We start from the raw sequence: 21,197 nt of genomic DNA, 5'->3' as shown, positions 1-21,197 counted from the left end.
CCCCTCAGCACGCGGACTTTGCCGCCCTGAATTGCGCGGGCTGCCCCTCATTCGGCATCTTGATATGTTCGACGCATTCAGGCTGCGCGTCGAGCGCGACATAAAGAAGATGCGCATTCGCGCCGAAGAAGAGGAGAAGCCCGCCGGTAACTCCTGCGAAGACCCACAGTCTGGTCCGGCGGCGGCCTGCGCTAGCGCTCATCGACGCCCTCCGTCTGCCCGCTGGCGATGTTGGTGACGTAAAGCGTCAAGATCTTGCGGTCTATCTCGCTGAGCCGCCCTTCCCAGTGGGGCATGTGCCCCTGCCGGCCCCGCCATATGGTACGGAACAGCGTCTGTCGGTTACTGCCGGTGATCCACACATCGTCCATCAGATCGGGAACGCCCATGCTCGGATCGCCGCGTCCGCTTTCCCCATGGCAGGCGGCGCAATTCTCGACGAACAGTTCCCGGCCTTCCTCCACGCCCTTCGTGTCCAGCGGGCCGAGATCATCGATACCCTCGGCATTGTTGCGGATGAACGAGACGATCGAGGAAATGGCAGCCTGGTCAAGAATGCCGTCACGTCCGAAAGCGGGCATTTGCCCATAGCGGCTTTCCGGGTGGCTCGAATTGATTCCGACGCGCAGCGTTTCCGCAATTGTTTCCGCATCGCCGCCCCACAACCAGGCATTGCTTGCAAGGCTCGGATAACCCGGGTTGCCCCTCGCGTCTGTGCCATGACAGACGGCGCAATTATCGCCGAACAGCGTGCTGCCGGTCTCCCGCACGATCGCCATCAGTGCAGGATCCTGCCTGATCGCTTCAAAATCAAGTTGTGCAATCTGGTCTACCCAGACCGACCGCTGGGCCGCGCCGCGGGCGACGGCTTTCCCCACCGTCTGACGCTGGTCGATGCCCAGCAGGCCCTTTGTATAGCTGACGCCCAACGGCCAAGCTGGCATCAGTATCCAATAGACGATCGACCACAGGATCGTAGCGTAGAGGAAGAACTTGACGACACGGGGGACGCGGTTGTCCAGTTCCTTGATGCCGTTCCAGTCATGCCCGGTCGTGTATTGGCCGGTGACCGGATCGCGTTCCCCTATCTGCATGGCCGGTCCTCCTTGTCGAGCACGATCAGCTTGGCACGGGCGAAACGCTCACGGTTGCGCGGCCAGAAAGTGTAGATAAGCACCCCGATGGACATTGCGATGAAGTAGAAGAGCCCCCAGCTTTTGGCGATTCCGACGAGGGTTTCGTGGCTGATTTCCATCATTCCGTCTCCTCTGCCTGGACAACCTGTTCCCCGCTGCCCTGCTTATGGGGAGCATCGGTCAGCTTGCCGAGAATCTGCAGATAGGCGATCAGCGCATCCATCTCGGTAAGCCGGCCTGGCTCGCCGTCAAAGGCACGGATATTCGTATCCTCGCCGTAGCGCTCGACGACGCCTTCGGTCAGCGGGCTGTCCGGAAAGGCCTGGGCGAAGGCGTCGCGCGCGGCGTTCGCCACCATCTCGTCCGTGTACGGGACGCCGACGCGCCGCAGCGCCTTCAGATGCCCCGGCAGATCGTCTATCCGCAGCGTATTGCGCTGAAGCCATGCATAGGCCGGCATCTTGGATTCGGGCACGACGGCGCGCGGGTCGACAAGGTGAGCGGCGTGCCATTCGTCCGAATATTTGCCGCCCACGCGCGCAAGGTCGGGCCCAGTGCGTTTCGAGCCCCATAGCATCGGGTGGTCGTATTGCGACTCCACCGCCAGCGAGTACGGTCCGTAACGCTCAACCTCGTCGCGGAGGGTACGGATCATCTGGCTATGGCAGGCGTAGCACCCCTCACGCATGTATATGTTGCGGCCGGCCAGCTCTAGCGGGGTGTATACCCGCATGTCCTCCACCTTCTCGACGGTCTCGTCGATGGTGAAAAGGGGTGCGATCTCGACCAGGCCGCCGATGCTCGATACGACGATGATGGCCAGTGCGAACCCGATGGCGGTGCGTTCAAGTTTCCTGTGAAATTCGGGCATTTTTTACTCCCCCGGCACGAGCGGCTGGTCTGCGCCGAGCGTTTCCGCGCGCTCGCGCAAGGGCTGCGGCTCATGCCGGATCGTCATCAAGATGTTGTAGGTGCCGACCACTGCGCCAGTGAGGAAGAAGAGGCCGCCGACGGTACGCGCAATGTAGTAGGGGTGCATCGCGACGAGCGACTCGATGAAGGAGTAGGTCAACGTGCCGCTGTCATTATAGGTGCGCCACATCAGTCCCTGGATGATGCCGGAGTTCCACATGGCGAAGACGTAAATGAACGTCCCGATCACTGCGCACCAGAAATGCACCTCCACCAGCGTGTTGGAGTACATGCGCTCGCGCTTCCACATGGAAGGGGTCAGCGTGTAGAGCGCGCCGAAGGTGATCATCGCCACCCAGCCAAGCGCGCCGGCATGGACGTGACCGACGGTCCAGTCCGTATAATGGGACAGGGAGTTGACGGCGCGGATCGCCAGGAAGGAACCTTCGAACGTCGTCAGGCCATAGAAGACGGCCGCCACCATCATGAAGCGGAGCGTCGCGTCGTCACGCACCTTGTGCCAGGCGCCATTGAGGGTCAGCAACGCATTGCCGGCCGACGCCCAGGAGGGCACCAGCAGCACGATGGAGAAGGTCATGCCCAGTGTCTGCACCCAGTGAGGCAGGGCGGTGTAGTGAAGATGGTGCGAGCCCGCCCAGAGATACAGGAAAGTAATGCCCCAGAAGCTGATGATCGACAGCCGGTAGGAATAGATGGGCCGTTCTGCCCGCTTTGGCAGATAGTAGTACATCATGCCGAGGAATCCGGCCGTGAGAAAGAAGGCGACAGCATTGTGGCCGTACCACCATTGCGTCATCGCATCCTGCACGCCCGAGAAAGCGGAATAGGCCTTGGCGCTGCCGAGGGAGACCGGCACTGCAAGATTATTGATGATGTGCAGCACCGCCACTACGAGGATAAATGCCATAAAATACCAGTTTGCTACGTAAATGTGCGGCTCCTTCCGGCGCGCCAGCGTTCGGATATAGAGCACGAAATAAGTGACCCAGATGATGACCAGCCAGATATCGGCATACCATTCCGGCTCGGCATATTCCTTCGACTGGGTGATGCCGAGGAAGTAGCCGGTGACGGCCAACAGGCAGAAGAGATTGTAACCGAGCAGGACGAACCAGGGGCTCACCTGATCGGGAAGGCGCGCGCGCGAGGTGCGCTGGACGACATGCAGCGATGTGGCAATCAAGGCATTGCCGCCGAAGCCGAAAATGACGCCGGTGGTGTGGACAGGACGTAAACGGCCGAAACTTGCCCAGCCCGCATCGAAGGTTAGTTCAGGCCTAGCCAGGAGCGCCGACACCCACACACCGATGAACATGGCGAAGACGGCCCAGACCATTGTCAGCACGATGCCAAAGCGGATTGGATCGTCATAATATTCGGAGAGCCGGCTTTCCTCTGGCTCGGGTGCATCCAGATTGCGCAGCAGCGCGATCATGACGACCGCGCCGAAAACGACGATGAGCAATCCGTGATAGCCCAACAGGTCGTTGCGACCGGCGATGCCGAGTGCCGCGCCCATCAAGGTGACGATGCCGGCAAGCAAAAGGCCTGTCTGCCGTTCTGTAGTGGTCAACCCCGCGATCAATCTCATACCCCTTCCTTATGAAGCAGCAGGCCGAGCATGTCCTTGTTCTGGATCAGGTCTGCCAGCGAATACTTATCGAAAACAGCAAGATAGGCGTCCAGCGCCTCCCGCACGATGCCCTTGAGACGGCACGATGGAGAAAGCAGGCACCTGCCGCCCGTCTTCATGCATTCCACGAGCGCCAGGTCATCTTCCGTCGCGCGCACGATCGTACCGATATTGATGTCGGCGGGCTCTTTGGCGAGTTGAATGCCGCCGGCGCGACCGCGTGTCGTGTCAATAATTCCCATCTGTCGCAGCTTGCGAGCCACCTTCAGAAGGTGATTGCGCGAGAGCCCATAGGTATCGGCCACCTGCTGCACCGTCACCGGCTCACGGTTATGTGCGCCGAGCATGATCAGCATGCGCATCGCATAATCGGTGTGGAGCGTCATCCGCACCGGCCTACTCCGCTGCTGCCGCAGGGGCGGAGGAGCTTGCCAGCCGCAGAAGGCAGGCAAACCCTATAACCAGGAGGAGCACGGCCTTCGCCACTTCGGCCAGGGCGTAGAGGAAATGATGCGGGCTGGGCTGCACCGCCTCACCGGCGATGATCGCCGCCACACGCACATCGAGCACCGGCAGCAGCCAGAAAAACTCGGCTGCAAGCAATACGGAAGCGGCCGCCGCCGCCGCGACAATCCAGGTGTCCAGACGCAGCGGCACGACGAGCGCGAGCAGAAGCACCGCCGGAATCCATTCGATGTGCGAGAAAAGTGCAAAGGTGACGCGGCCGACATCAAGCGCCACGGGCAGGTCGAGGGACGGCGCCTGAAACTTCACCGGCGTGGCGAGGAAGGAAACGCCGACAAGCATGCCGAGCCAGAAAATGGCAACGAAAGCGGTCGCGGTATAAAGGAAACGCTTATTTCCGACCATGATCGGGATTCTCCTTTGCCGCCGTGCCGAGCGTGAAAAACATCGCCAGCTGCAAGCTCTTTGCAATGCGCTCGGAGCGCTCGACAAAGACCGCAGCTGTCTCCGGCGAACAGCGCTCTTCCACCGTCTGACGGAAAAGGCCGAGCCAGATGGCAAAATCCTCTTCCCGCACCTCCTTGAGTTTCATATGCGCCGGTACGGGGCGTCCCCGATATTCTCCGGTCTTCAGAATCACTGAACACCAAAAGTCGGTCATCTTTTCCAGATGCGGCTCCCAGTCCCCGGCAATGTGACGGGCGAAGATCGGGCCAAGCCGCTCGTCTTTTCGCACACGGCCATAGAAATCACGCACGATTCCCCCGATGAAAGCCCGGTCGACGTTCTTATCGGCAAGAGGCTTCTCAGGCTTTGGCCGCGCCGCTTCGATGCGGAAATTGCTCATAGCGATCCCAAAGTGGTAAACTATATGCCACTTTAGATTTGCCGTTTTGAAGCGGCAATGGAAGAGATGTCGCACCTGGTACGAAAAGGTGCGACCTGTTTGCGCAGCAGCAAGGAAAGTTCCCCGGGAGGGTGCGACAGTTTGTCATTGCCGCCGGAGATAAAGACGATGCATGCCAAGCTGGAACCGGACATGACGATCGACGCAATCATGCGCCGATGGCCGTCCACGATCCCTGTCGTGATCGGCCACGGTATGCTGTGCGTCGGCTGCCCGATCGGAAGGTTTCACACCTTGCGCGAAGCCTGTCAGGCCCACGAAATATGCGAAGAAGAGGTGTTGCGGGACCTCGTCGAGAAGGTATCGGGAGATCCGTAATTATCGTTTGCGACGGTGCTCCGCTATCAGCATCAGATTGTGCGCATCGGTCACGATCACCCTTTGCCGTCCCCCACGCACCAACCCCATATCCTCCCATGCGCTGAGAAGTCGGCTGACCGTGTGAAGCGTGGTACCGGTCATCTCGGCGATGTCCTGGCGCGTAATCGGAAAGTCGATCTCGATGCCTTCCGCCGTCTTGCGCCCTGATTGCTGGACGAGCCGCAACAGCGTGTGTGCAACGCGCTGTTCCACCTGTTCGGTGGACATTTGCATGACCTGGTCCTGCGTCTCCTGCAGCCTTTCGCCGATAGTCCGATAGGCGCCGGAGGCAAATTGTGGAACGCGGGCTGTCAGATCGGGCCATGCTTCGTTGGGCCAGGCAAGTGCGACACAGTCCACAGCGGCGATTGCGCTTGCCGGATAGGTGGCACGTCCCATCGCAACCGCAATGCCGAACAACTCCCCCGGGTTGATATAACGCGCAATCACCTGCTCCCCATCCTCGTTGAGGCGGACGACCCGGATATGGCCGTCCAGCAGGAGAAAGAAAGCATCAGCATTGCCGTCCTGTTCGAATATCGCCAGATCTTTCGGATAGCGCGCAGAGCGGGCACGGCAGAGTAGGAAATCGAGTTCCTTTTTGCTCATGCCGGAAAAGAGGGGCAGACCAGCAATCAAGGAACCATCAAGTTCAGGCACGCTATGCTCCTGTCTTCCTGTCGGCACGATCTGAAACGTTCTATCTGTTGTTTGAGTTGGCGCAAAGAGCGCAGGTCCTTTTGATTCTAGTTCATCTGCAGCGGCATTCGACGCCGCACGCAGAAAAGGACTGGATGAATGAAACTGATCTTTGCAAGAATGGCCATCGCCGCCCTAATGGCGGCCGGGACCGCCGGTGCCGCACAGGCAGCCGATCACGAGATTCGGATGCTCAACAAGGGCGAGAAGGGGATGATGGTGTTCGAGCCGGCCTTCATCGCAGCTCAGCCGGGCGACACGATCCGCTTCATCGCCGCCGACAAGGGCCACAATGCCGAAACGATCAAGGGCATGCTTCCCGACGGTGCGGAAGCATTCAAGGGCAAGATCAACGAGGAGATTGCCTATACCGTTGAGATGGAAGGCGTTTACGGCATCAAATGTGCGCCACATTACGGAATGGGTATGGTAGCGGTCATCAGCGTTGGCGCGCCCGTCAATGCCGCTGCGGCGCAAGCCGTAAAACATCCTGGCAAGGCGAAGGGCGTTTTTGAAGAGCTCATTGGGCACGCCGTCGCGGCCAACTAGATATATCGGACGCGAGCAACAGGGCGGCTGATCTCTGGCCGCTCGACAGCATCGGCCCCGAAAATCTGAATCGATTTCCGGATAGCACGATGCGTAGATTGAATGAGATGGCGCGCCCCTGTGCGTCCGGAAAGACGTACGGCGCGCTAACGTTTGTCGGAGGCAGGCATGTTTCTGGAAACCTACGCTGGCGGGCAGATCGAGGAGCGCCCTGGAGAAAGGGCCGTCCGTGACGATGCCCTGCGGGAGTGGGCAGAAAAGCACTACAATCGTACCCACCCGGATGACAGTTTTGCCGACCTTGCCCGCCGGGCATCCTTCTCAAAGGAGGACAGGCGGCTAATGGAAGACTGGTTGGCCGCCGCGCGCCGGCACCTTGGGGAATAAACCTCGATAACGAGGCGCCACTGCATTTTCCGTCCAGTGGCGCATAAGCCTTTCAAACGCGCGGACCTGTCAAGACGCGCCAGAAGCGCAGCACAAACAGCACAAACGCGCCACTCCATAACACGCCCCCGGCGGCGAGCAGCATGACGTAGTCCTCCGCACTGAATGGTGCAAGAACACGCAGTGCCGCACCAAAATTGACCAGCAGATAGATGGACACGATCCAGCCATCGGCCTGGATTGTGCGGCCCGTATGGCCGAGGCTTGCGCGGGTCATGACGGCCAGAGTCATCGTTGCAATCGCGCCGGCGGTCAGTGCGTGTATTGCGGCGCTTGGAGGCACGGCTTCGGGCAAGAAGATGCTCACGCCCAACATGATCAGGGAGATGGCCAGCCACGCATATCCGACGTGGAGAACGAAGAGGATCGCTTCCCTGCGGGTTCGCCAGCCACGCCACCGGATCAGCCGCAGGAACAGGAGCGTTCCAGCGACAATGAGACCGCCGCCGGTCAGAAGCTGAGCGGGGGCGAAGAGCCAGGCGGTGAGGGCGAGCGCACTTGCCACGAGCGCCGCTTTGTCGAGGAGCCCGAATGAGGCCGGAAGAGCCGTCTCGCGGCGCTTGACCATCCAGTTTCGCGTGAAGCTTGGCACGATGCGTCCGCCGATGAGCGCAATCAGCATTGCCGAGACAGCAAGCGCCAGACGCGTCGCCCATCCATCCGGCACCAGCCCTGCGGCCTCTGCATGATGCAGGCCGTTTGCGACCCCGAACAGGGTAAGCATCACCGCGACCGGCGCGTTGCGCCAGTTTCGTCCAGCAACGATCTCCTGCCAGATCGCGGCAGCCAGCACGACAGGAAAGGCCAGATCGATGATTGCAGCTAGAAGCGGGCTCGGAACGAGGCTCGTTGCGGCTCGGCCGGCAAGCCATAAAAGGACGAGGCTCGCAAGCGGCAGGCCGCTGAGTGGCAGGCGCCCAGTCCAGTTCGGCACGGCGGTGAGGATAAACCCCGCAATCGTCGCTGCGAGATAGCCGAAGAGCATCTCATGCACATGCCAGGCAAGCGGTGAGAACGGACCGGGCAGCGCCGCACCAGTCAAGTACAGCCACAGCCACAGACCGATCATGGTGCCGGCATGAAGACCGGCGAGCAGGAAAAACGGGCGGAAGCCGTAATGCAGAACGGGCAGCCCGTTGCGAATGCGGCCGCGGCCGTCACGGGAATGATCACCCTCCCGAATCCGGCGCCTGGGAACCGAACGATCTTCGGGCGAGACGACAGGGTCCATGGATATCTCCAAAAGCTTGAGGCCCGCCGGCAAGGGCGGGCCTGTCAGATATCTGCGAAAGGTCAGTAGACCGCTTGCCCAAGTCTCTCCTCAACCCCTTCGCGGAAAATCTCGGGCTGTTCCTCGCCCTCGACGATCAGCGTCCCGACGAGTCCGCGCATGACGCGCGACAGGGCGTGGTCGACCAGCAGATATTCACCCGGCACGTCGAGCTTGATGTCTACGGCGGCAGCACCTCCCGGCGGTACGGTGATGGTCTGCACATCGGGCAGCGGGTCGCCAGTGAGCGAGCCGAGATTGTAGACGGTATCAAAGATTTCGCCAATCATATGGAAGCTGGAGGTCTTGTTGGGCCCGCCCACGCCGAAATAGATGCGGATGGTCTCGCCCACCTTTGCCTTGAGCGCATTGTCACCGGTCAACGCCTCGGCAGCACCGTTGAAAACGTAATATTCCGGCTGCTCATTCATCAACTTGTCATAGCTTTCCGTCAGCATGCCGCTCGTGCCGAAAGCCTCCTCGGTGTAGAGTTCCCCCTGCATGACATAGAACTCGCGGTCCACCGGCGGCAGACCGCCCTCCGGTTCGACCAGGATCATGCCATACATGCCATTGGTGATATGCTGGGCGGCGGGGCCGACGGCGCAGTGATAGACGTAGAGGCCGGGCTGGAGCGCCTTGAAGGTGAACCCCTTCTCCTCTCCGGGGGCTGCGAGAGTTGCTTGCCCGCCGCCATGAAGACCTGTCACTGCGTGAAAATCCACGTTGTGCATGGCCATGCTGTGCTCATGGTTCTCCAGCAGCACCTCTACCGTGTCCCCGACGCGCACCCTGACAAAGGGGCCAGGCACCTTTCCGTTGAAAGTCCAGTAATTGTAGGTGGTGCCATCTGCCAGCGCACCGACGACCTCGACGGTCTCCAGATTGACCCGAACGGTCTGGGGCCCCCGTTCGCCAAGCGCTCCGGGCAGATCTGTCGCGGAACGGACGATGTCGACTGGTGCCAAACCCGTGCCGGTTGCCTCATCCGCATAGCCCGGCTGTGTGGCAAGACAGCCGAACGCCATAACTGCCGCTGCGGTTGTCGTCATCAAGTGATTGCGGATGGTCATGACATCGTCCTTTTGACCGGTTGTTGATGACCGACCAATAAAGGAATCCGCAAGATCATCTTTGTGATTAAGCAAACAAGAACGAGTATGTTTCCCCGCCACTGCCACCTGCGGCAAAGTGTCAATTGCTTGCCTAATGAGTCTTGATTGCGTGACTTCGCAAAACGTCGGCGGCTTTCTAGGGAAACTCACGGATGCAGGCCATTTGCCGGAAACGATTGGAGCGGGCGATGGGGATCGAACCCACGACATCAAGCTTGGGAAGCTTGCGTTCTACCACTGAACTACGCCCGCGTCCGAGCTTCAAACCCTTAGCGAAACACCATTTTTCGTGCAAGTGGTCTTGTAATCCAAGATTGCCAAATTGGAACGAACGGCGCACGGAGGCAGGAGGCGTAGTAAAAAGTCCCACGCATTTCCCACGTGATGTTCCGTTAATGTTCACTGTTTCACAAAAGCGAAAAGCCCCGCCAGCCGGAGCCAGAGGGGTTCTCTAAGGTTGATGACGGGTCAACCGGGGCGACGATCTAGGCTGCCCCCATTACCCTATCCATGACACACACACTACAGACATTCCCTTCCGGCGGAATTGATCGACGCACCGACGAAAATGACTCCCTGTGGTCGTAACATCATCAACGAGAAGCGCAATTTTCCCATCTGGCACATCGTCTTCGAGGCGAACTCGAAACCGAACGCTCTCCTGCGGGTGACTCGATCTTCCTTTGCCGGTGGAAGTTGTTCGCAAAGCAGCGGAAAAATCGATATTCATCCGATCCGCCACTGCGCGAGCAATGAGCATCGCAAAATTTTCCTTCGACCGCGAAGTACCCGGCGGCACACCGCACACAAAGTCGTATGGCGAGCCATTCGTGACAGTAGCCGCGTAATCCGCTATTTCTTTCGCTATCGTGCTTAAGGCTGCCTCAGTCGGATTTACTTTGATGTTGCGAACAGCGGCAATTTGGAGGGGCTTCAACTCCTTCCTCCAGCCCCTGACGGGAAAATAGCTAGTAGATTCACGCACCAGACGTCGCCCGGTAAAAAGCAAAGTAGAGCTTAGAAATAATAGATTTGGATCTGCGCTCTGATAAACAAGATTAGATTCAGCAAAACTTACCGATGAGTGTTCTCCCATCTCTCCCCCCTTTCCGAAACGAGGAATTAACCCAAAATGCGTTCGGATCGAACGACAGGCTAATTAAGTCTGAACAAGCTCGGAGCCCCGCAGCCCCCGACTAAACAATAAGTCGAAATTGTGATGACGGAAGTACCCACCGTTGTTTTTTAATTCATGGTTAACCACGTCGGGGGAACATGCCGCCGTTATTCAACGGAGGGCTTCATGTTCCTGAATGCAAAGAAAAAACTTTCTGATATGCGACGAAAGCACATCGCTGAAGGCGATGCCGATGAACTGCTTTGCGCCGTATCAATTGGCTTGGAAGCTTTGGCGGACGCCCTGCACAAAAGTAATCGGCAGATACAGGCGCAGATCGAAGAAATTGCGGTAGAGTTGAAATTGCTGCAGCAGTGTTCGGCTCCACTCACATCATCGGGGAGCACGTTACGTACTGATGCCTGAGTAGGCTCCGCGAGGAAATGGGACGGGGCTCACTATGGTGGCCTTCGCCCACTCTGCGCCGCCTCGATCCGCTGCAATATTTCCCTCGTCACCTTCATGTTAGCGGCTAAGGCGTTCAAGACCTCATCTACGGCTCGCATGGCTGTCGCAGCATCGGACGCCTGGCTTCTCTACGTTGGTGATATGCAGTTCGTGATTGTCGGGCATGCGGGCCGTTATTTCCAAGGAAGTGACACGGCGGTCGAGACGACCAATCGCATTCAGGTGGGGTCAGCCCTGGCGGAAATGCTTGGAGAGTTTCAGCGACTGTCCCTGATAATGGGACTTGAGGTCTGCGCCATAAAGCATGCGCGGCAGCGTGCTCATGCGCTCGTACAACAGGCGCCCGACAATCTGCCCGTGCTCCAGGATGAAGGGCACTTCGTGGCTGCGCACCTCCAGAACAGCGCGGCTTCCCATGCCCCCGGCGGCCGAATGACCGAAACCCGGATCGAAGAACCCGGCATAGTGCACGCGGAATTCGCCTACCAGCGGATCGAAGGGCGTCATCTCCGCGGCATAGGCCGGCGGCACGTGCACCGCTTCGCGCGAGACGAGGATGTAGAACTCATCCGGATCGAGGACCAGGTCCCGTGATCCGTGGTTGTAGAGCGGATCCCAGAAATCGTTCACATCATAAGCGGCCTTGCGGTCGACATCGATGAGTCCCGTGTGGTGCTTTGCACGATAACCGATAAGCCCTTTCGGGCCGCCCTCCAGATCGATGGAAAGCGCGATGCCGCCATCGGAGATACTCGGCATTTCCGTCGCAACCAGGGTATCCCGCTCGTGCAACTCGGCAAGTTCGCTCTCAGATAACAGCGTATCGCCGCTGCGAAAGCGGATCTGTGAAAGCCGGGATCCCGGGCGAACGACTATGGGAAAGGTGCGCGGGCTTACTTCCAGATAGATGGGACCGGAATATCCGGCTGCGATCTTGTCGAACTCCTGCCCGTAATCGGTCATGACCCGCGTGAAGATGTCGAGCCGGCCTGTCGAGCTTTTCGGGTTGGCAGAAGCGGAAATCTCTTCGGGGAGCGCCAGGCTTTCCATCAATGGCACGATGTAGACGCATCCCGTCTCCAGCACTGCTCCTTCTTCAAGCCGGATCTCATGCAGCTTCAGCCGGTCCAGCTTATCGGCGACCCGATGCCGGGGACCTGGAAGGAAACTGGCACGCACGCGGTAGGCCACCTTCCCCAGCCTCAGATCGAGGCTAGCCGGCTGGATCTGGTCCTTATCGGGCGCGCGCTCGGCCGTGAGCGCGCCGCTCCCGAACAAGGCGGCAATCTCGCTATCAGGCAGGATACCTTTATTCGCCAAGATTTTCCTCTTTTCCTGCTTTCCACGGACGTTTAACGTGCGTGGCGATTGACGCAAGCAAAACCGAGGGCTAAAAAATCTTATCCCGTGGTGATTTGGCCGGTCGGCTTGCAGCCACGTTAAAGAACTCGCTAAAAGGCCGCGCTCGATGCTCGATCCGGCTTACGCGGCCGGTTTTTTGTTGGGCACAGCGATGACACAAAGATTCGATGACGAATGGCAGCTTAAAACGCGCCTCGTGCACGGAGGAACCTTGCGCTCCTCCTTCGGCGAGACGTCCGAGGCACTTTATCTTACACAGGGCTTTGTCTATGAAAGCTCAGAAGCTGCGGAAGCGCGCTTCAAGGGCGAGGAGCCCGGCTTTATCTATTCACGCTACGCAAATCCCACAATCGACATGTTCGAGCAGCGCATGTGTGCGCTGGAAGGGGCCGAAGATGCGCGGGCAACGGCCTCCGGCATGGCGGCAGTCGCCACAGCACTCCTCTGCTCACTCAAGGCGGGTGATCATGTGGTGGCCGCCCGTGCGCTTTTCGGGTCCTGCCGCTGGATCGTCGAAACGCTTATGCCTCGCTATGGTATCGAATCCACACTGGTCGACGGCTCGAACCTAGAAGCCTGGGAGAGCGCGATCCGCAGCAACACCAAGCTCTTTTTCCTGGAAAGCCCTACAAACCCTACACTACAGGTCTGCGACATCAGCGCGATAGCCAAGCTTGCCGACGGTATCGGCGCGCGCCTTGTCGTGGACAATGTCTTCGCTACGCCGCTCCTTCAGAAGCCGCTGGAGCTGGGCGCGCATGTTGTCGTCTATTCAGCCACCAAACATATTGACGGCCAAGGAAGATGCTTAGGCGGCATCATCCTCTCGGATAAGGCATGGATCGACGAGCACCTGCACGATTATTTCCGCCATACAGGGCCAAGCCTTTCTCCCTTCAATGCGTGGACTCTGCTCAAAGGGCTGGAAACGCTGCCGCTGCGCGTACGCCAGCAGACGGAAAGCGCCGCGCGCGTCGCTGACTATCTTGCCGATCATCCGAAGATCGCGCGCGTCATCTATCCGGGCCGGGCTGATCATCCGCAGGCCGACATCGTGGCAAGGCAAATGAAGGGTGGCTCTACGCTCGTCTGCCTGGACCTAAAGGGCGGCAAGCAGGCGGCTTTTGACTTCTCCAATGCCTTGAAGATCATCCGGATCTCCAACAATCTGGGCGACGCCAAGAGTCTGATCACGCATCCGGGTACCACCACCCACAAGAACCTTTCCGAAGAAGCACGTGCGGAGGCGGGCATCAACCCCGGAACGTTGCGCCTCTCGCTGGGGCTGGAGGATGCCGCCGACCTTCTGGCCGATATAGAGCGCGCCCTGGCGGCTGTATGATAAATGCCGACCTGATCAATTCCCGGTCAGGATGTCGTTAATCATGCGCTGGCAGCGCTTGGCCATAAAGTCCACAATGAGGCGCAACTTGGGATCCTGCAGATTCCGGTGCGGATAAATCGCGGCGAGCTTCACCGGCAGGGGTGGAGTATCTGGAAGAATGATCTTCAAGCGACCATCGCGCAGGTAAGGCTCAATCTCGAAGCGTGGTTTGTTGATGATGCCGTGACCGTCCAACGCCCAGCCGGTAATGACGTCCCCATCATCAGTATCAAAGGGTCCGCGCACTTCGAATTTCTGCGGCCCGGCTTCTGTGACCAGCACCCAGAAGTGCTCCCGCACGCCGGGGAACCGCAGCATCAGGCAGTCATGGCCGTCATTCACAAGGTCTTCCGGGCGCTGGGGTTCACCGCGGCGGGCAAGATATTCTGGCGAGGCTGCAAGCACACGTTCGCAATCCATGATCCCGCGCATTCGCAAGCTGGAATTCTCCAGTACGCCGAGCTTGAAGGCGACATCGATGCTCTCGCGCATCATGTCCACGTCGTGATCTGAAAGTCTGAGACGGACCTCGATATCAGGATACTGTGCTCGAAAATCCGGAATTCCGCTGGCAATGAAGCGCCGGCCAAAGCCGAGAGGCGCAGTGACACGGATCGTGCCGCGCGGCTGGCCGGAAAGCGAGGCCACTGCGGCTTCCGCCTCCTCCAGCGCCTCCAGCACCTTTTTTGCGCCCTTGTAGAAGACGCGGCCATGCTCGGTTGGCGCCAACTGCCGTGTGGTGCGGTTTAGCAGCCGCACGCCAAGCCGCTTCTCCAGCTCCTTGATGCGGCTCGAAGCGACCGCCGGCGAAATACGCATGTCACGGCCCGCCGCCGAAAAGCTTCCCAGTTCCACCACCCGCACAAAGACGGCAATATTATCGAGATATGCCATGCTTCCTGAAGCCTAAAGCGGCCGTAATTTTCCATATTTTTTTGAAAGTCATCGCGCTTCTATTCCTTTTTGTTTGAAGTGGAAACCGTAATACCATCACTTCGGCATGGGACGTCGGCTAAGGGTGCAAATGCGGGCCGGCACTTTGCCGATAGCTAGATGAGGCCCGCGACGCGGGCAGCGATTGAACGAACCGGATAAAAGCGGGGAGCGGGGATGAATGATTTCGCCCTTATTTGGGAGTGGCTGAGCTTTGCCGTAAGGTGGGTCCACGTCGTAACAGCCATTGCCTGGATCGGTTCATCCTTCTATTTCATCGCGCTCGACTTAGGCCTTGTGCAGCGGCCTGGCCTGCCTAAAGGGGCACACGGCGAGGAGTGGCAGGTCCACGGCGGAGGATTCTACCATATCCAGAAATATTTGGTGGCGCCCGCATCGCTTCCCGAGCATCTCACCTGGTTCAAGTGGGAGTCCTATTCCACCTGGCTGTCAGGCTTCGCATTGCTTGCCATCGTCTACTATGCTGGCGCCGATCTCTATCTGATCGATCGTAACGTGCTCGATGTTTCTGCTCCGGCTGCGATTCTAATTTCCATTGCTTCCATTGGCCTTGGATGGCTTCTTTACGATGCCCTGTGCCGATCGTCACTTGGCAAGAGCGACACGGCTCTCATGCTGGTGCTCTACCTTGTGCTGGTGGCGATGAGTTGGGGCTATACACAGCTTTTCACGGGCCGGGCCGCCTTTCTGCATATGGGTGCGTTCACCGCCACCATCATGACGGCGAATGTCTTTCTCATTATCATCCCCAACCAGAAGATCGTTGTGGCGGATCTGAAGGCCGGCCGCAAACCCGATCCAAGGCTCGGGCAACAGGCCAAGCAACGCTCGCTGCACAACAACTATCTCACCTTGCCAGTGATCTTCCTGATGCTGTCGAACCACTATCCTCTGGCCTTCGGCACGCAGTTCAACTGGGTGATCGCATCCCTCGTGTTCCTCATCGGCATGCTGATCCGGCACTATTTCAATACGGTTCATGCGCGTCAGGGCAATCCTCACTGGACCTGGGCGGTCTCGGCTATCCTTTTCGTCGTCATCATGTGGCTGTCTACCGCGCCTCAAGTTTTGACCGGCGAGCGCCGCGCTTCTGCTGCCGAGGAACGTTTTGTCGCCTCCGCCCATTTCCCTGCGGTGCGGAACACCGTACTTGGCCGCTGCGCGATGTGCCATGCGGCAGAGCCCGGTTTCGAGGGCATTGGCACAGCTCCCAAGGGAGTGGAATTGGAGACGGACGCAGATATCGCGGCGCATGCGCGTGAGATTTACCTTCAGGCGGGCTTGAGTCATGCAATGCCACCCGGCAATCTTACTGCCATGACAGAGGACGAGCGCCGTCTGCTCGTCACCTGGTTCAAAGAGGCGCGCTGAGCGGCGAGCGAGAACCTGATGACATCCACACTCATCCGAGCACGCCTGCTTTCCTTTCTTTCCGAGCCGCAATCCGCAACGGACGACACATCCTACCTGTACGAGGAGGACGGAGCGGTACTTGTGGAGAATGGCACCATCCGGGCTGCCGGCTCGTATGCGGATATCGCCGGCACGGCAGGCTCCTCTATGGAGACCATCGACCACCGGCCGCATCTGCTACTGCCGGGCTTTATCGACGCGCATGCGCATTTTCCGCAGATGCAGGTGATTGCAAGCTTCGGCGCGGAACTGCTCGATTGGCTCAACACATACACATTTCCCGCAGAAAGCGAGTTCGGCGACGCGGTCCATGCAGCCCGCATCGCTGGATGTTTTCTCGATGAGCTCGTCCGCCACGGCACCACGTCGGCGGCTGTCTATTGCACGGTGCACCCGGCCTCCGCCGACGCCTTCTTCGCCGAGGCCGCAAAACGCAATATGTGCATGATCGCTGGCAAGATGATGATGGACCGGAACGCTCCGGCCGCGCTCACGGATACGGCAAGAACCGGCTATGACGAGACCAAGAGGCTAATTGCCAAGTGGCACGCCAAGGGAAGGCTTCGCTATGCCGTAACCCCCCGCTTCGCCATTACGTCTAGCCTGGAGCAGATGGAAGCCGCAGGCTCCCTGATGGCGGAGCATCCCGGCCTGCACATGCAGACCCATCTTTCGGAAAACCGTGCGGAGGTCGCGCTTGCGCGCGAGCTTTTTCCGGACCGCGCCGACTATGCAGGCATCTACGAACGTTACGGCCTCCTCGGGAACAAGAGCCTCTTCGGCCACTGCATCCATCTTTCCGAAAGGGAGACGGACGCGTTGGCGGATTCCGGTTCGGTGGCCGTCTTCTGCCCCACTTCCAACCTGTTCCTCGGCTCGGGCCTGTTCGGCTACCAACGTTTCCGCCGCAGGGACAAGCCGCTGCGTATTGCCACGGCGACCGATATCGGCGGGGGGACGAATTACTCCATGCTGCGCACAATGGACGAGGGCTACAAGGTCGTAGCCCTCCAGGGCGAGAAGCTGAATCCCCTCCTTTCATTCTGGCAGATCACGCGTGGCAATGCAGAGGCGCTGTCCCTTTCCGGCCGCATCGGCACGCTGGAGCCGGGTACCGATGCCGACCTCGTGGTGCTTAACTCCTCCGCCACGCCCGCAATGCGCCTGCGGATGGAGCGGGCGGAGAGCCTGCAGGAAGAGCTGTTCGTTCTACAGACCCTGGGTGATGACCGCGCCGTCGTGGAGACCTTTGTCGCGGGCAAACGGATGAAGAGCGCGCTTCCGCCCGTCTAGACTAGACCTGCCCTTGAAAACAGCGGAAAGTTGAAACCGCCTGGAAAGCTGCTCATCGCGGAAAAGGCCGGAATATCTGAAGGGGACTTTGGATGGAAGACAAGCAGAAAGCCTTCTTCGAGAGCATCTTTCACGCGGCGGTCTCAGCCGCCGATCCGCGCAAGGTTCTCCCCCCATTTCTTCCTGCCCGACCAAAGGGGCGGACCATCGTCATCGGCGCTGGCAAGGGTGCAGCGCAGATGGCAGCAGCCTTTGAAGAAGCATGGGATAGCGGTCCCGTGGAAGGAGCCGTTGTCACCCGGTACGGCTACGGTGCGTCAACGCAGCGGATCGAGGTAATTGAGGCGGCGCACCCTGTACCCGATGCCGCGGGGCTTGAAGGTGCGCGGCGGCTCCTGCAACTCGTGCAAGGGTTGACGGAAGACGATCTCGTCATCGCCCTTGTCTGCGGCGGGGGCTCTGCGCTTCTCCCCTGCCCGCCCAACGGAATGACCCTTGCCGACGAGATTGCAACCAACGAGGCACTGCTTGCCTCTGGCGCGCCCATTGCGGCCATGAACACAGTGCGCAAGCACCTATCGGCCATCAAGGGCGGGCGGCTTGCAGCCGCTGCTCATCCTGCGCGGGTGGTCTCGCTCATTGTTTCCGACATTCCGGGTGACAACCCTGCCCTTGTCTCCTCCGGACTGACAATCCCCGACGCCTCTACCCGCAGTGACGCACTCGCGATTGTCGAGACATATGGGCTGAAGCTGCCCGAAGCTGCGGTACGGCACCTGTATTCGCCGGCAGCCGATGCTCCCTTGCCCGGTGATCCGCGCTTCCGGGGCAATGAGGTGCATATCGTCGCCTCCGCCGCCCGCTCGCTTGAGGCGGCTGCCGCCGAGGCGGGAAGGCAAGGTGTGGATGCTGTCATCCTGTCCGACGCGATCGAGGGAGAAGCGCGCGATATTGGCCTGATGCATGCCGCACTTGCCCGCGAGGTAGCATTGTGCGACCGCCCCTTCCGCAAGCCGGTTCTGATGCTCTCGGGAGGGGAAACCAGCGTCACCCTTCGCAGAAAGGGCGGCCGTGGCGGCCGCAACACCGAGTTCCTGCTCTCGCTGGCTGTTGCCATCGAGGGTGTGGAAGGCATTACCGCCTTCGCCGCCGACACGGATGGTATCGACGGCTCCGAGAGTAATGCCGGGGCCTTTGCCGACCATCTGACTGCAACACGCCTGCGCAAGTGCGGCCATGACCCCAAGGCTCTGCTCGCCGCGCATGACGCCTGGGCTGCATTCGATGCGCTGGATGATCTTTTCGCGCCAGGACCAACCGGGACGAATGTTAACGACTTCCGGGGAGTACTGGTGAGGTAAGGCCCTACTCTTTCATCAGGGTCTTGACCTTGTGCATGTCCGCGGCAAAGCGCTCTCGTTCGCGGCGCCTGTCCGCCTCATCGGGAATGCGCAGCAGGAAGGAAGGATGAACGGTGATGAGCACCGGGACGCCCTCGATGCTCTCCATGATGCTGCCGCGGACCTTGGTAATCGCCATGGACTTGCCCACCAGCGCCCGGACGGCAGTGGCCCCAAGCGCCACGGCAATATTGGGCCGAATCAAGGCCAATTCCCGGTCGAGCCACCAGCGGCAGGCGCGGATCTCACCGGCGTTCGGCTTGGAGTGGATGCGGCGCTTGCCGCGCGGCTCGAACTTGAAGTGTTTCACCGCATTGGTGACATAGGTCTTCGTACGGTCGATCCCGACTTCTTCGAGAATCTTGTCGAAGAGCCGGCCGGCAGGGCCGACAAAGGGGCGCCCGGCCACGTCCTCCTGGTCACCCGGCTGCTCGCCCACGAAAAGCGCCCGTGCTCCGCTTTCTCCCTCCCCGAACACCGTCTGGGTAGCGTTGCGGTAGAGGTCACAGCGCGTGCACACCCGCGCGTCCTCGCGCACCTGCTGGAGTGTGCCAAGCCTTGCTTCCGGCGTATCGGCTACCATGACGAACCTCCGGCTTCCGCGCTCAAGCGGTACAGGCCGGAAAGGTTCCGAACTCCAGGTTGTGGGTGACAACTTAATCATTTGAGCCACAGCATGATGCTTGCGAGTTTGACGAAGCCGATGCCCCAGCGGTTCTTGCAGGCGATCCTTTCTTGGTCGTGCTGATAGTTGCGATGACGGAGCGGCGGGATGACGTGCTCGCCGCACTGATCGAGGATAACGTCGTAGAGGCAGCCGCATCGTAGGACGGTCGACCATCACCTGTTGCGCCACACCCCCGCACCGGCGGCTTGAGCACAGACAAGGGTGGCATCGATCATCAGCCATTCCAGGGTCGGGATCACCGGCAAGGGCTTTGAACAAGCGATCAAAGACGCCGCCTCGATCCAGCGATAATAGCCACGCTTCACCGTCTGATAGGCTGAACCTCTCTACCGGTAGATCGCACCAGCATGGCCCGAACGTCCTATCCACAACAGCGCTTTGAAGAAGCGGCGACATTGCTGCGCAGGCCAAGCTTGCCCTTCCGTCCCGTTGGGACCTGCTGATCGTCACGAAGAGCTTCGCCATCCATCGCCAGCCTCCAAAAGCCGACGTTGAATCTGATTTGCTCCCAAAGAGGAATCTCAAGCCTTATACTGTCACCACAGCCTACAATCTTAAAGAAAAGAAGCGTTCAGGCGGAAATGTCGACGATGCCGCATTCACCTGCTTCGCTGCCAAAGGCAAGCCGGCGTCCTTTGCTGTCCCAAGCCATCGCCGTCACGGCCCCGCTCCCCGCCCGGCGCAGAAGCGCCTCCTTTGAGTCGGCAATACGTGCGGCAAGGATCATGCCATCGCTGTAGCCGATCGCCACCATGTCCTCCGTGGGATGGCAAGCAACCAGAGTCACCATGGTATCGCCGCGCGTGCCCAGTTCCAGGGGCGCCTTGCCCATGGGACCATCCTTGCTCTGGAACGGCCACACAATGGCCGCTGGAGCACCGGAGGTGGCAAGCCACCGCCCCCTGGCGCTCCAGGAAAAGCTCTTCACCTTCCCGGGGTATCCGGCCATTCTCATATGCTTTCCATCGGTCAGCTTCCAGCCATGCAGCGCGTTCTCGTGCATTGTGGTGACGAGGAAATTGCCGTCGGGCGAGAAGGTGATGCCGGTGTGGGCGCCTGCCCATTCCAGTTCCGTAGGCGTGCCCTCTGTGCCGGGGAAATGCAGCGTCGCGCCATTATAGCGGGCAACGCCGAGCCTCATGCCCTTTGGCGCGAAGGCAAGTCCTTCCACGGTGCGCGGGTGCTGCAGTTCGCGGATCCTGCCGTCCGCAAACCGGACATAGGCGACCCTGCCGCTGGCATAGGCTACCGCCCCCTGCGGACCGGCTGCAACGCTGGTGATCCACTTGCGGCCAAGTTCCGCGACAGGCTCTGCCCTGCCATCGGTGGAAAGAGCAAATACCCTACCGTCCTCGCCGCCCGTCAGCAGCCGAGCACTGTCTGGCATCGGCCGCGCCGTCAACAGTCCGTCATGCAATTCCGCCCATTTGTGGCCGTTGCCGAGCCAGTGGACGACCCCGTCGGCCAGAGCGAAATGGGGAATTTCATTGAGCCACGCAACGGCGATGCAGTGGCCATCGAGATTGAGCGGCGCGATGGTGGGCATGTTTCAGGCCTGTATTGAGGAGCGGAACATCGGCTGGCGGAGGTTCTAAAGCAATTCC

24 protein-coding genes, 1 tRNA gene, 1 pseudogene and 1 riboswitch are annotated in these 21,197 nt (G+C 59.8%); of the genes and pseudogenes, 8 read left to right on the top strand and 18 right to left on the bottom strand.

The window, feature by feature from the left end:
- Positions 1 to 4 precede the first annotated feature (4 nt).
- Genes HUS57_RS16315 through HUS57_RS16280 form a run of 8 tightly spaced genes read right to left on the bottom strand, consistent with a single transcriptional unit; the run spans position 5 to position 5,014 of the window.
- On the bottom strand, positions 5 to 202 hold the full coding sequence (locus HUS57_RS16315; protein ID WP_173934926.1) for a hypothetical protein: 198 nt from the start codon (positions 200 to 202) through the stop codon (positions 5 to 7).
- The gene (gene ccoP / locus HUS57_RS16310) at positions 192 to 1,094 is read right to left on the bottom strand and encodes a cytochrome-c oxidase, cbb3-type subunit III (RefSeq protein ID WP_173934925.1); all 903 of its coding nucleotides are present in this window, start codon (positions 1,092 to 1,094) and stop codon (positions 192 to 194) included. Before ccoP ends, HUS57_RS16315 begins: the two co-directional genes overlap by 11 nt.
- Positions 1,085 to 1,255: a cbb3-type cytochrome c oxidase subunit 3 gene (locus HUS57_RS16305; protein WP_173935241.1), complete on the bottom strand. Its 171-nt coding sequence runs from the start codon at positions 1,253 to 1,255 to the stop codon at positions 1,085 to 1,087. Before HUS57_RS16305 ends, ccoP begins: the two co-directional genes overlap by 10 nt.
- On the bottom strand, positions 1,255 to 2,007 hold the full coding sequence (gene ccoO, locus HUS57_RS16300; RefSeq protein WP_173934924.1) for a cytochrome-c oxidase, cbb3-type subunit II: 753 nt from the start codon (positions 2,005 to 2,007) through the stop codon (positions 1,255 to 1,257). Before ccoO ends, HUS57_RS16305 begins: the two co-directional genes overlap by 1 nt.
- A gap of 3 nt (positions 2,008 to 2,010) precedes the next feature.
- On the bottom strand, positions 2,011 to 3,660 hold the full coding sequence (gene ccoN, locus HUS57_RS16295; protein ID WP_246727909.1) for a cytochrome-c oxidase, cbb3-type subunit I: 1,650 nt from the start codon (positions 3,658 to 3,660) through the stop codon (positions 2,011 to 2,013).
- Entirely contained in the window at positions 3,657 to 4,088 is a 432-nt protein-coding gene (locus HUS57_RS16290; RefSeq protein WP_246727908.1) for an Rrf2 family transcriptional regulator, read from the bottom strand. Before HUS57_RS16290 ends, ccoN begins: the two co-directional genes overlap by 4 nt.
- 10 nt (positions 4,089 to 4,098) lie before the next feature.
- The gene (locus HUS57_RS16285; protein ID WP_246727907.1) at positions 4,099 to 4,572 is read right to left on the bottom strand and encodes a hypothetical protein; all 474 of its coding nucleotides are present in this window, start codon (positions 4,570 to 4,572) and stop codon (positions 4,099 to 4,101) included.
- Entirely contained in the window at positions 4,559 to 5,014 is a 456-nt protein-coding gene (locus HUS57_RS16280) for a group III truncated hemoglobin (RefSeq protein ID WP_173934922.1), read from the bottom strand. The genes HUS57_RS16285 and HUS57_RS16280 overlap by 14 nt, the downstream gene beginning before the upstream one ends.
- A gap of 57 nt (positions 5,015 to 5,071) precedes the next feature.
- Here HUS57_RS16280 and HUS57_RS16275 point away from each other — a divergent pair, with 57 nt between their 5' ends.
- Complete coding sequence (locus HUS57_RS16275; RefSeq protein WP_246727906.1) at positions 5,072 to 5,392, top strand: DUF1858 domain-containing protein; 321 nt, start codon at positions 5,072 to 5,074, stop codon at positions 5,390 to 5,392.
- Here the strand turns inward: HUS57_RS16275 and HUS57_RS16270 are convergent, their stop codons facing one another.
- The gene (locus HUS57_RS16270; RefSeq protein ID WP_173934920.1) at positions 5,393 to 6,094 is read right to left on the bottom strand and encodes a Crp/Fnr family transcriptional regulator; all 702 of its coding nucleotides are present in this window, start codon (positions 6,092 to 6,094) and stop codon (positions 5,393 to 5,395) included. It lies immediately after the preceding gene.
- Between the two features lie 138 nt (positions 6,095 to 6,232).
- On the opposite strand from HUS57_RS16270, the gene HUS57_RS16265 reads away from it, so the two are divergent.
- On the top strand, positions 6,233 to 6,682 hold the full coding sequence (locus HUS57_RS16265) for a pseudoazurin (RefSeq protein ID WP_173934919.1): 450 nt from the start codon (positions 6,233 to 6,235) through the stop codon (positions 6,680 to 6,682).
- A gap of 168 nt (positions 6,683 to 6,850) precedes the next feature.
- Complete coding sequence (locus tag HUS57_RS16260) at positions 6,851 to 7,069, top strand: hypothetical protein (RefSeq protein ID WP_173933809.1); 219 nt, start codon at positions 6,851 to 6,853, stop codon at positions 7,067 to 7,069.
- Between the two features lie 52 nt (positions 7,070 to 7,121).
- On the opposite strand, the gene HUS57_RS16255 is transcribed toward HUS57_RS16260, so the two are convergent.
- From HUS57_RS16255 to HUS57_RS16240, 4 genes are all read right to left on the bottom strand, one after another.
- Complete coding sequence (locus HUS57_RS16255; protein WP_173934918.1) at positions 7,122 to 8,360, bottom strand: NnrS family protein; 1,239 nt, start codon at positions 8,358 to 8,360, stop codon at positions 7,122 to 7,124.
- A gap of 62 nt (positions 8,361 to 8,422) precedes the next feature.
- Positions 8,423 to 9,472 carry a copper-containing nitrite reductase gene (gene nirK / locus HUS57_RS16250; RefSeq protein WP_173934917.1) on the bottom strand — a complete coding sequence of 350 codons (1,050 nt, stop codon included), beginning with the start codon at positions 9,470 to 9,472 and terminating at the stop codon, positions 8,423 to 8,425.
- A gap of 219 nt (positions 9,473 to 9,691) precedes the next feature.
- Positions 9,692 to 9,766, bottom strand: a tRNA-Gly gene (locus HUS57_RS16245).
- A gap of 247 nt (positions 9,767 to 10,013) precedes the next feature.
- Complete coding sequence (locus HUS57_RS16240; protein ID WP_173934916.1) at positions 10,014 to 10,610, bottom strand: phosphoribosyltransferase; 597 nt, start codon at positions 10,608 to 10,610, stop codon at positions 10,014 to 10,016.
- A 207-nt stretch (positions 10,611 to 10,817) separates the two neighbouring features.
- On the opposite strand from HUS57_RS16240, the gene HUS57_RS16235 reads away from it, so the two are divergent.
- Positions 10,818 to 11,057 carry a hypothetical protein gene (locus HUS57_RS16235; RefSeq protein WP_173934915.1) on the top strand — a complete coding sequence of 80 codons (240 nt, stop codon included), beginning with the start codon at positions 10,818 to 10,820 and terminating at the stop codon, positions 11,055 to 11,057.
- Positions 11,058 to 11,327: 270 nt separating this feature from the next.
- On the opposite strand, the gene HUS57_RS16230 is transcribed toward HUS57_RS16235, so the two are convergent.
- Positions 11,328 to 12,419 carry a 2'-deoxycytidine 5'-triphosphate deaminase gene (locus HUS57_RS16230; RefSeq protein WP_173934914.1) on the bottom strand — a complete coding sequence of 364 codons (1,092 nt, stop codon included), beginning with the start codon at positions 12,417 to 12,419 and terminating at the stop codon, positions 11,328 to 11,330.
- 77 nt (positions 12,420 to 12,496) lie between these two features.
- Positions 12,497 to 12,574: riboswitch (SAM riboswitch) on the top strand.
- Positions 12,575 to 12,612: 38 nt separating this feature from the next.
- Between HUS57_RS16230 and HUS57_RS16225 the strand changes: the two genes are divergently transcribed.
- Positions 12,613 to 13,803, top strand: a complete 1,191-nt coding sequence (locus HUS57_RS16225; RefSeq protein ID WP_173934913.1) for an O-succinylhomoserine sulfhydrylase — start codon at positions 12,613 to 12,615, stop codon at positions 13,801 to 13,803.
- A 15-nt stretch (positions 13,804 to 13,818) separates the two neighbouring features.
- Here HUS57_RS16225 and HUS57_RS16220 read toward each other — a convergent pair whose 3' ends face one another.
- Positions 13,819 to 14,739 (bottom strand): LysR family transcriptional regulator, encoded by a 921-nt coding sequence (locus HUS57_RS16220; protein ID WP_173934912.1) that lies wholly within the window; start codon positions 14,737 to 14,739, stop codon positions 13,819 to 13,821.
- A 216-nt stretch (positions 14,740 to 14,955) separates the two neighbouring features.
- Between HUS57_RS16220 and HUS57_RS16215 the strand changes: the two genes are divergently transcribed.
- The 3 genes from HUS57_RS16215 to HUS57_RS16205 all read left to right on the top strand — a co-directional run bounded on the left by HUS57_RS16215 (position 14,956) and on the right by HUS57_RS16205 (position 18,866).
- Positions 14,956 to 16,170: a urate hydroxylase PuuD gene (locus HUS57_RS16215; RefSeq protein ID WP_173934911.1), complete on the top strand. Its 1,215-nt coding sequence runs from the start codon at positions 14,956 to 14,958 to the stop codon at positions 16,168 to 16,170.
- Between the two features lie 18 nt (positions 16,171 to 16,188).
- On the top strand, positions 16,189 to 17,505 hold the full coding sequence (gene guaD, locus HUS57_RS16210; RefSeq protein ID WP_173934910.1) for a guanine deaminase: 1,317 nt from the start codon (positions 16,189 to 16,191) through the stop codon (positions 17,503 to 17,505).
- A 92-nt stretch (positions 17,506 to 17,597) separates the two neighbouring features.
- The gene (locus tag HUS57_RS16205) at positions 17,598 to 18,866 is read left to right on the top strand and encodes a glycerate kinase (protein ID WP_173934909.1); all 1,269 of its coding nucleotides are present in this window, start codon (positions 17,598 to 17,600) and stop codon (positions 18,864 to 18,866) included.
- A 4-nt stretch (positions 18,867 to 18,870) separates the two neighbouring features.
- On the opposite strand, the gene HUS57_RS16200 is transcribed toward HUS57_RS16205, so the two are convergent.
- From HUS57_RS16200 to HUS57_RS16195, 3 genes and pseudogenes are all read right to left on the bottom strand, one after another.
- Positions 18,871 to 19,488 (bottom strand): UdgX family uracil-DNA binding protein, encoded by a 618-nt coding sequence (locus HUS57_RS16200; RefSeq protein WP_246727905.1) that lies wholly within the window; start codon positions 19,486 to 19,488, stop codon positions 18,871 to 18,873.
- A 455-nt stretch (positions 19,489 to 19,943) separates the two neighbouring features.
- Positions 19,944 to 20,062 (bottom strand): annotated as a pseudogene (locus HUS57_RS18035) (IS5/IS1182 family transposase); the annotation flags it as partial.
- Positions 20,063 to 20,164: 102 nt separating this feature from the next.
- Entirely contained in the window at positions 20,165 to 21,139 is a 975-nt protein-coding gene (locus tag HUS57_RS16195; protein WP_173934907.1) for a WD40 repeat domain-containing protein, read from the bottom strand.
- Between the last annotated feature and the right edge of the window lie 58 nt (positions 21,140 to 21,197).

The organism is Chelativorans sp. Marseille-P2723, assembly GCF_902809845.1.
Lineage (GTDB): Bacteria > Pseudomonadota > Alphaproteobacteria > Rhizobiales > Rhizobiaceae > Chelativorans.
Note: the sequence above shows the minus strand (reverse complement) of the source record. Positions and strands in the feature narration are given on the sequence as shown.

Bases quoted from the DNA above. Each gene is read 5' to 3' on its own strand.
- ccoO (WP_173934924.1), bottom strand. From the start codon at position 2,007: ATGCCCGAATTTCACAGGAAACTTGAACGCACCGCCATCGGGTTCGCA.
- HUS57_RS16255 (WP_173934918.1), bottom strand. From the start codon at position 8,360: ATGGACCCTGTCGTCTCGCCCGAAGATCGTTCGGTTCCCAGGCGCCGG.
- HUS57_RS16215 (WP_173934911.1), top strand. From the start codon at position 14,956: ATGAATGATTTCGCCCTTATTTGGGAGTGGCTGAGCTTTGCCGTAAGG.
- ccoN (WP_246727909.1), bottom strand. From the start codon at position 3,660: ATGAGATTGATCGCGGGGTTGACCACTACAGAACGGCAGACAGGCCTT.
- HUS57_RS16280 (WP_173934922.1), bottom strand. From the start codon at position 5,014: ATGAGCAATTTCCGCATCGAAGCGGCGCGGCCAAAGCCTGAGAAGCCT.
- HUS57_RS16285 (WP_246727907.1), bottom strand. From the start codon at position 4,572: ATGGTCGGAAATAAGCGTTTCCTTTATACCGCGACCGCTTTCGTTGCC.
- HUS57_RS16290 (WP_246727908.1), bottom strand. From the start codon at position 4,088: ATGACGCTCCACACCGATTATGCGATGCGCATGCTGATCATGCTCGGC.
- ccoP (WP_173934925.1), bottom strand. From the start codon at position 1,094: ATGCAGATAGGGGAACGCGATCCGGTCACCGGCCAATACACGACCGGG.
- HUS57_RS16315 (WP_173934926.1), bottom strand. From the start codon at position 202: ATGAGCGCTAGCGCAGGCCGCCGCCGGACCAGACTGTGGGTCTTCGCA.
- HUS57_RS16240 (WP_173934916.1), bottom strand. From the start codon at position 10,610: ATGGGAGAACACTCATCGGTAAGTTTTGCTGAATCTAATCTTGTTTAT.
- nirK (WP_173934917.1), bottom strand. From the start codon at position 9,472: ATGACCATCCGCAATCACTTGATGACGACAACCGCAGCGGCAGTTATG.
- HUS57_RS16260 (WP_173933809.1), top strand. From the start codon at position 6,851: ATGTTTCTGGAAACCTACGCTGGCGGGCAGATCGAGGAGCGCCCTGGA.
- HUS57_RS16195 (WP_173934907.1), bottom strand. From the start codon at position 21,139: ATGCCCACCATCGCGCCGCTCAATCTCGATGGCCACTGCATCGCCGTT.
- guaD (WP_173934910.1), top strand. From the start codon at position 16,189: ATGACATCCACACTCATCCGAGCACGCCTGCTTTCCTTTCTTTCCGAG.
- HUS57_RS16220 (WP_173934912.1), bottom strand. From the start codon at position 14,739: ATGGCATATCTCGATAATATTGCCGTCTTTGTGCGGGTGGTGGAACTG.
- HUS57_RS16235 (WP_173934915.1), top strand. From the start codon at position 10,818: ATGTTCCTGAATGCAAAGAAAAAACTTTCTGATATGCGACGAAAGCAC.
- HUS57_RS16205 (WP_173934909.1), top strand. From the start codon at position 17,598: ATGGAAGACAAGCAGAAAGCCTTCTTCGAGAGCATCTTTCACGCGGCG.
- HUS57_RS16225 (WP_173934913.1), top strand. From the start codon at position 12,613: ATGACACAAAGATTCGATGACGAATGGCAGCTTAAAACGCGCCTCGTG.
- HUS57_RS16305 (WP_173935241.1), bottom strand. From the start codon at position 1,255: ATGGAAATCAGCCACGAAACCCTCGTCGGAATCGCCAAAAGCTGGGGG.
- HUS57_RS16265 (WP_173934919.1), top strand. From the start codon at position 6,233: ATGAAACTGATCTTTGCAAGAATGGCCATCGCCGCCCTAATGGCGGCC.
- HUS57_RS16200 (WP_246727905.1), bottom strand. From the start codon at position 19,488: ATGGTAGCCGATACGCCGGAAGCAAGGCTTGGCACACTCCAGCAGGTG.
- HUS57_RS16275 (WP_246727906.1), top strand. From the start codon at position 5,072: ATGGAAGAGATGTCGCACCTGGTACGAAAAGGTGCGACCTGTTTGCGC.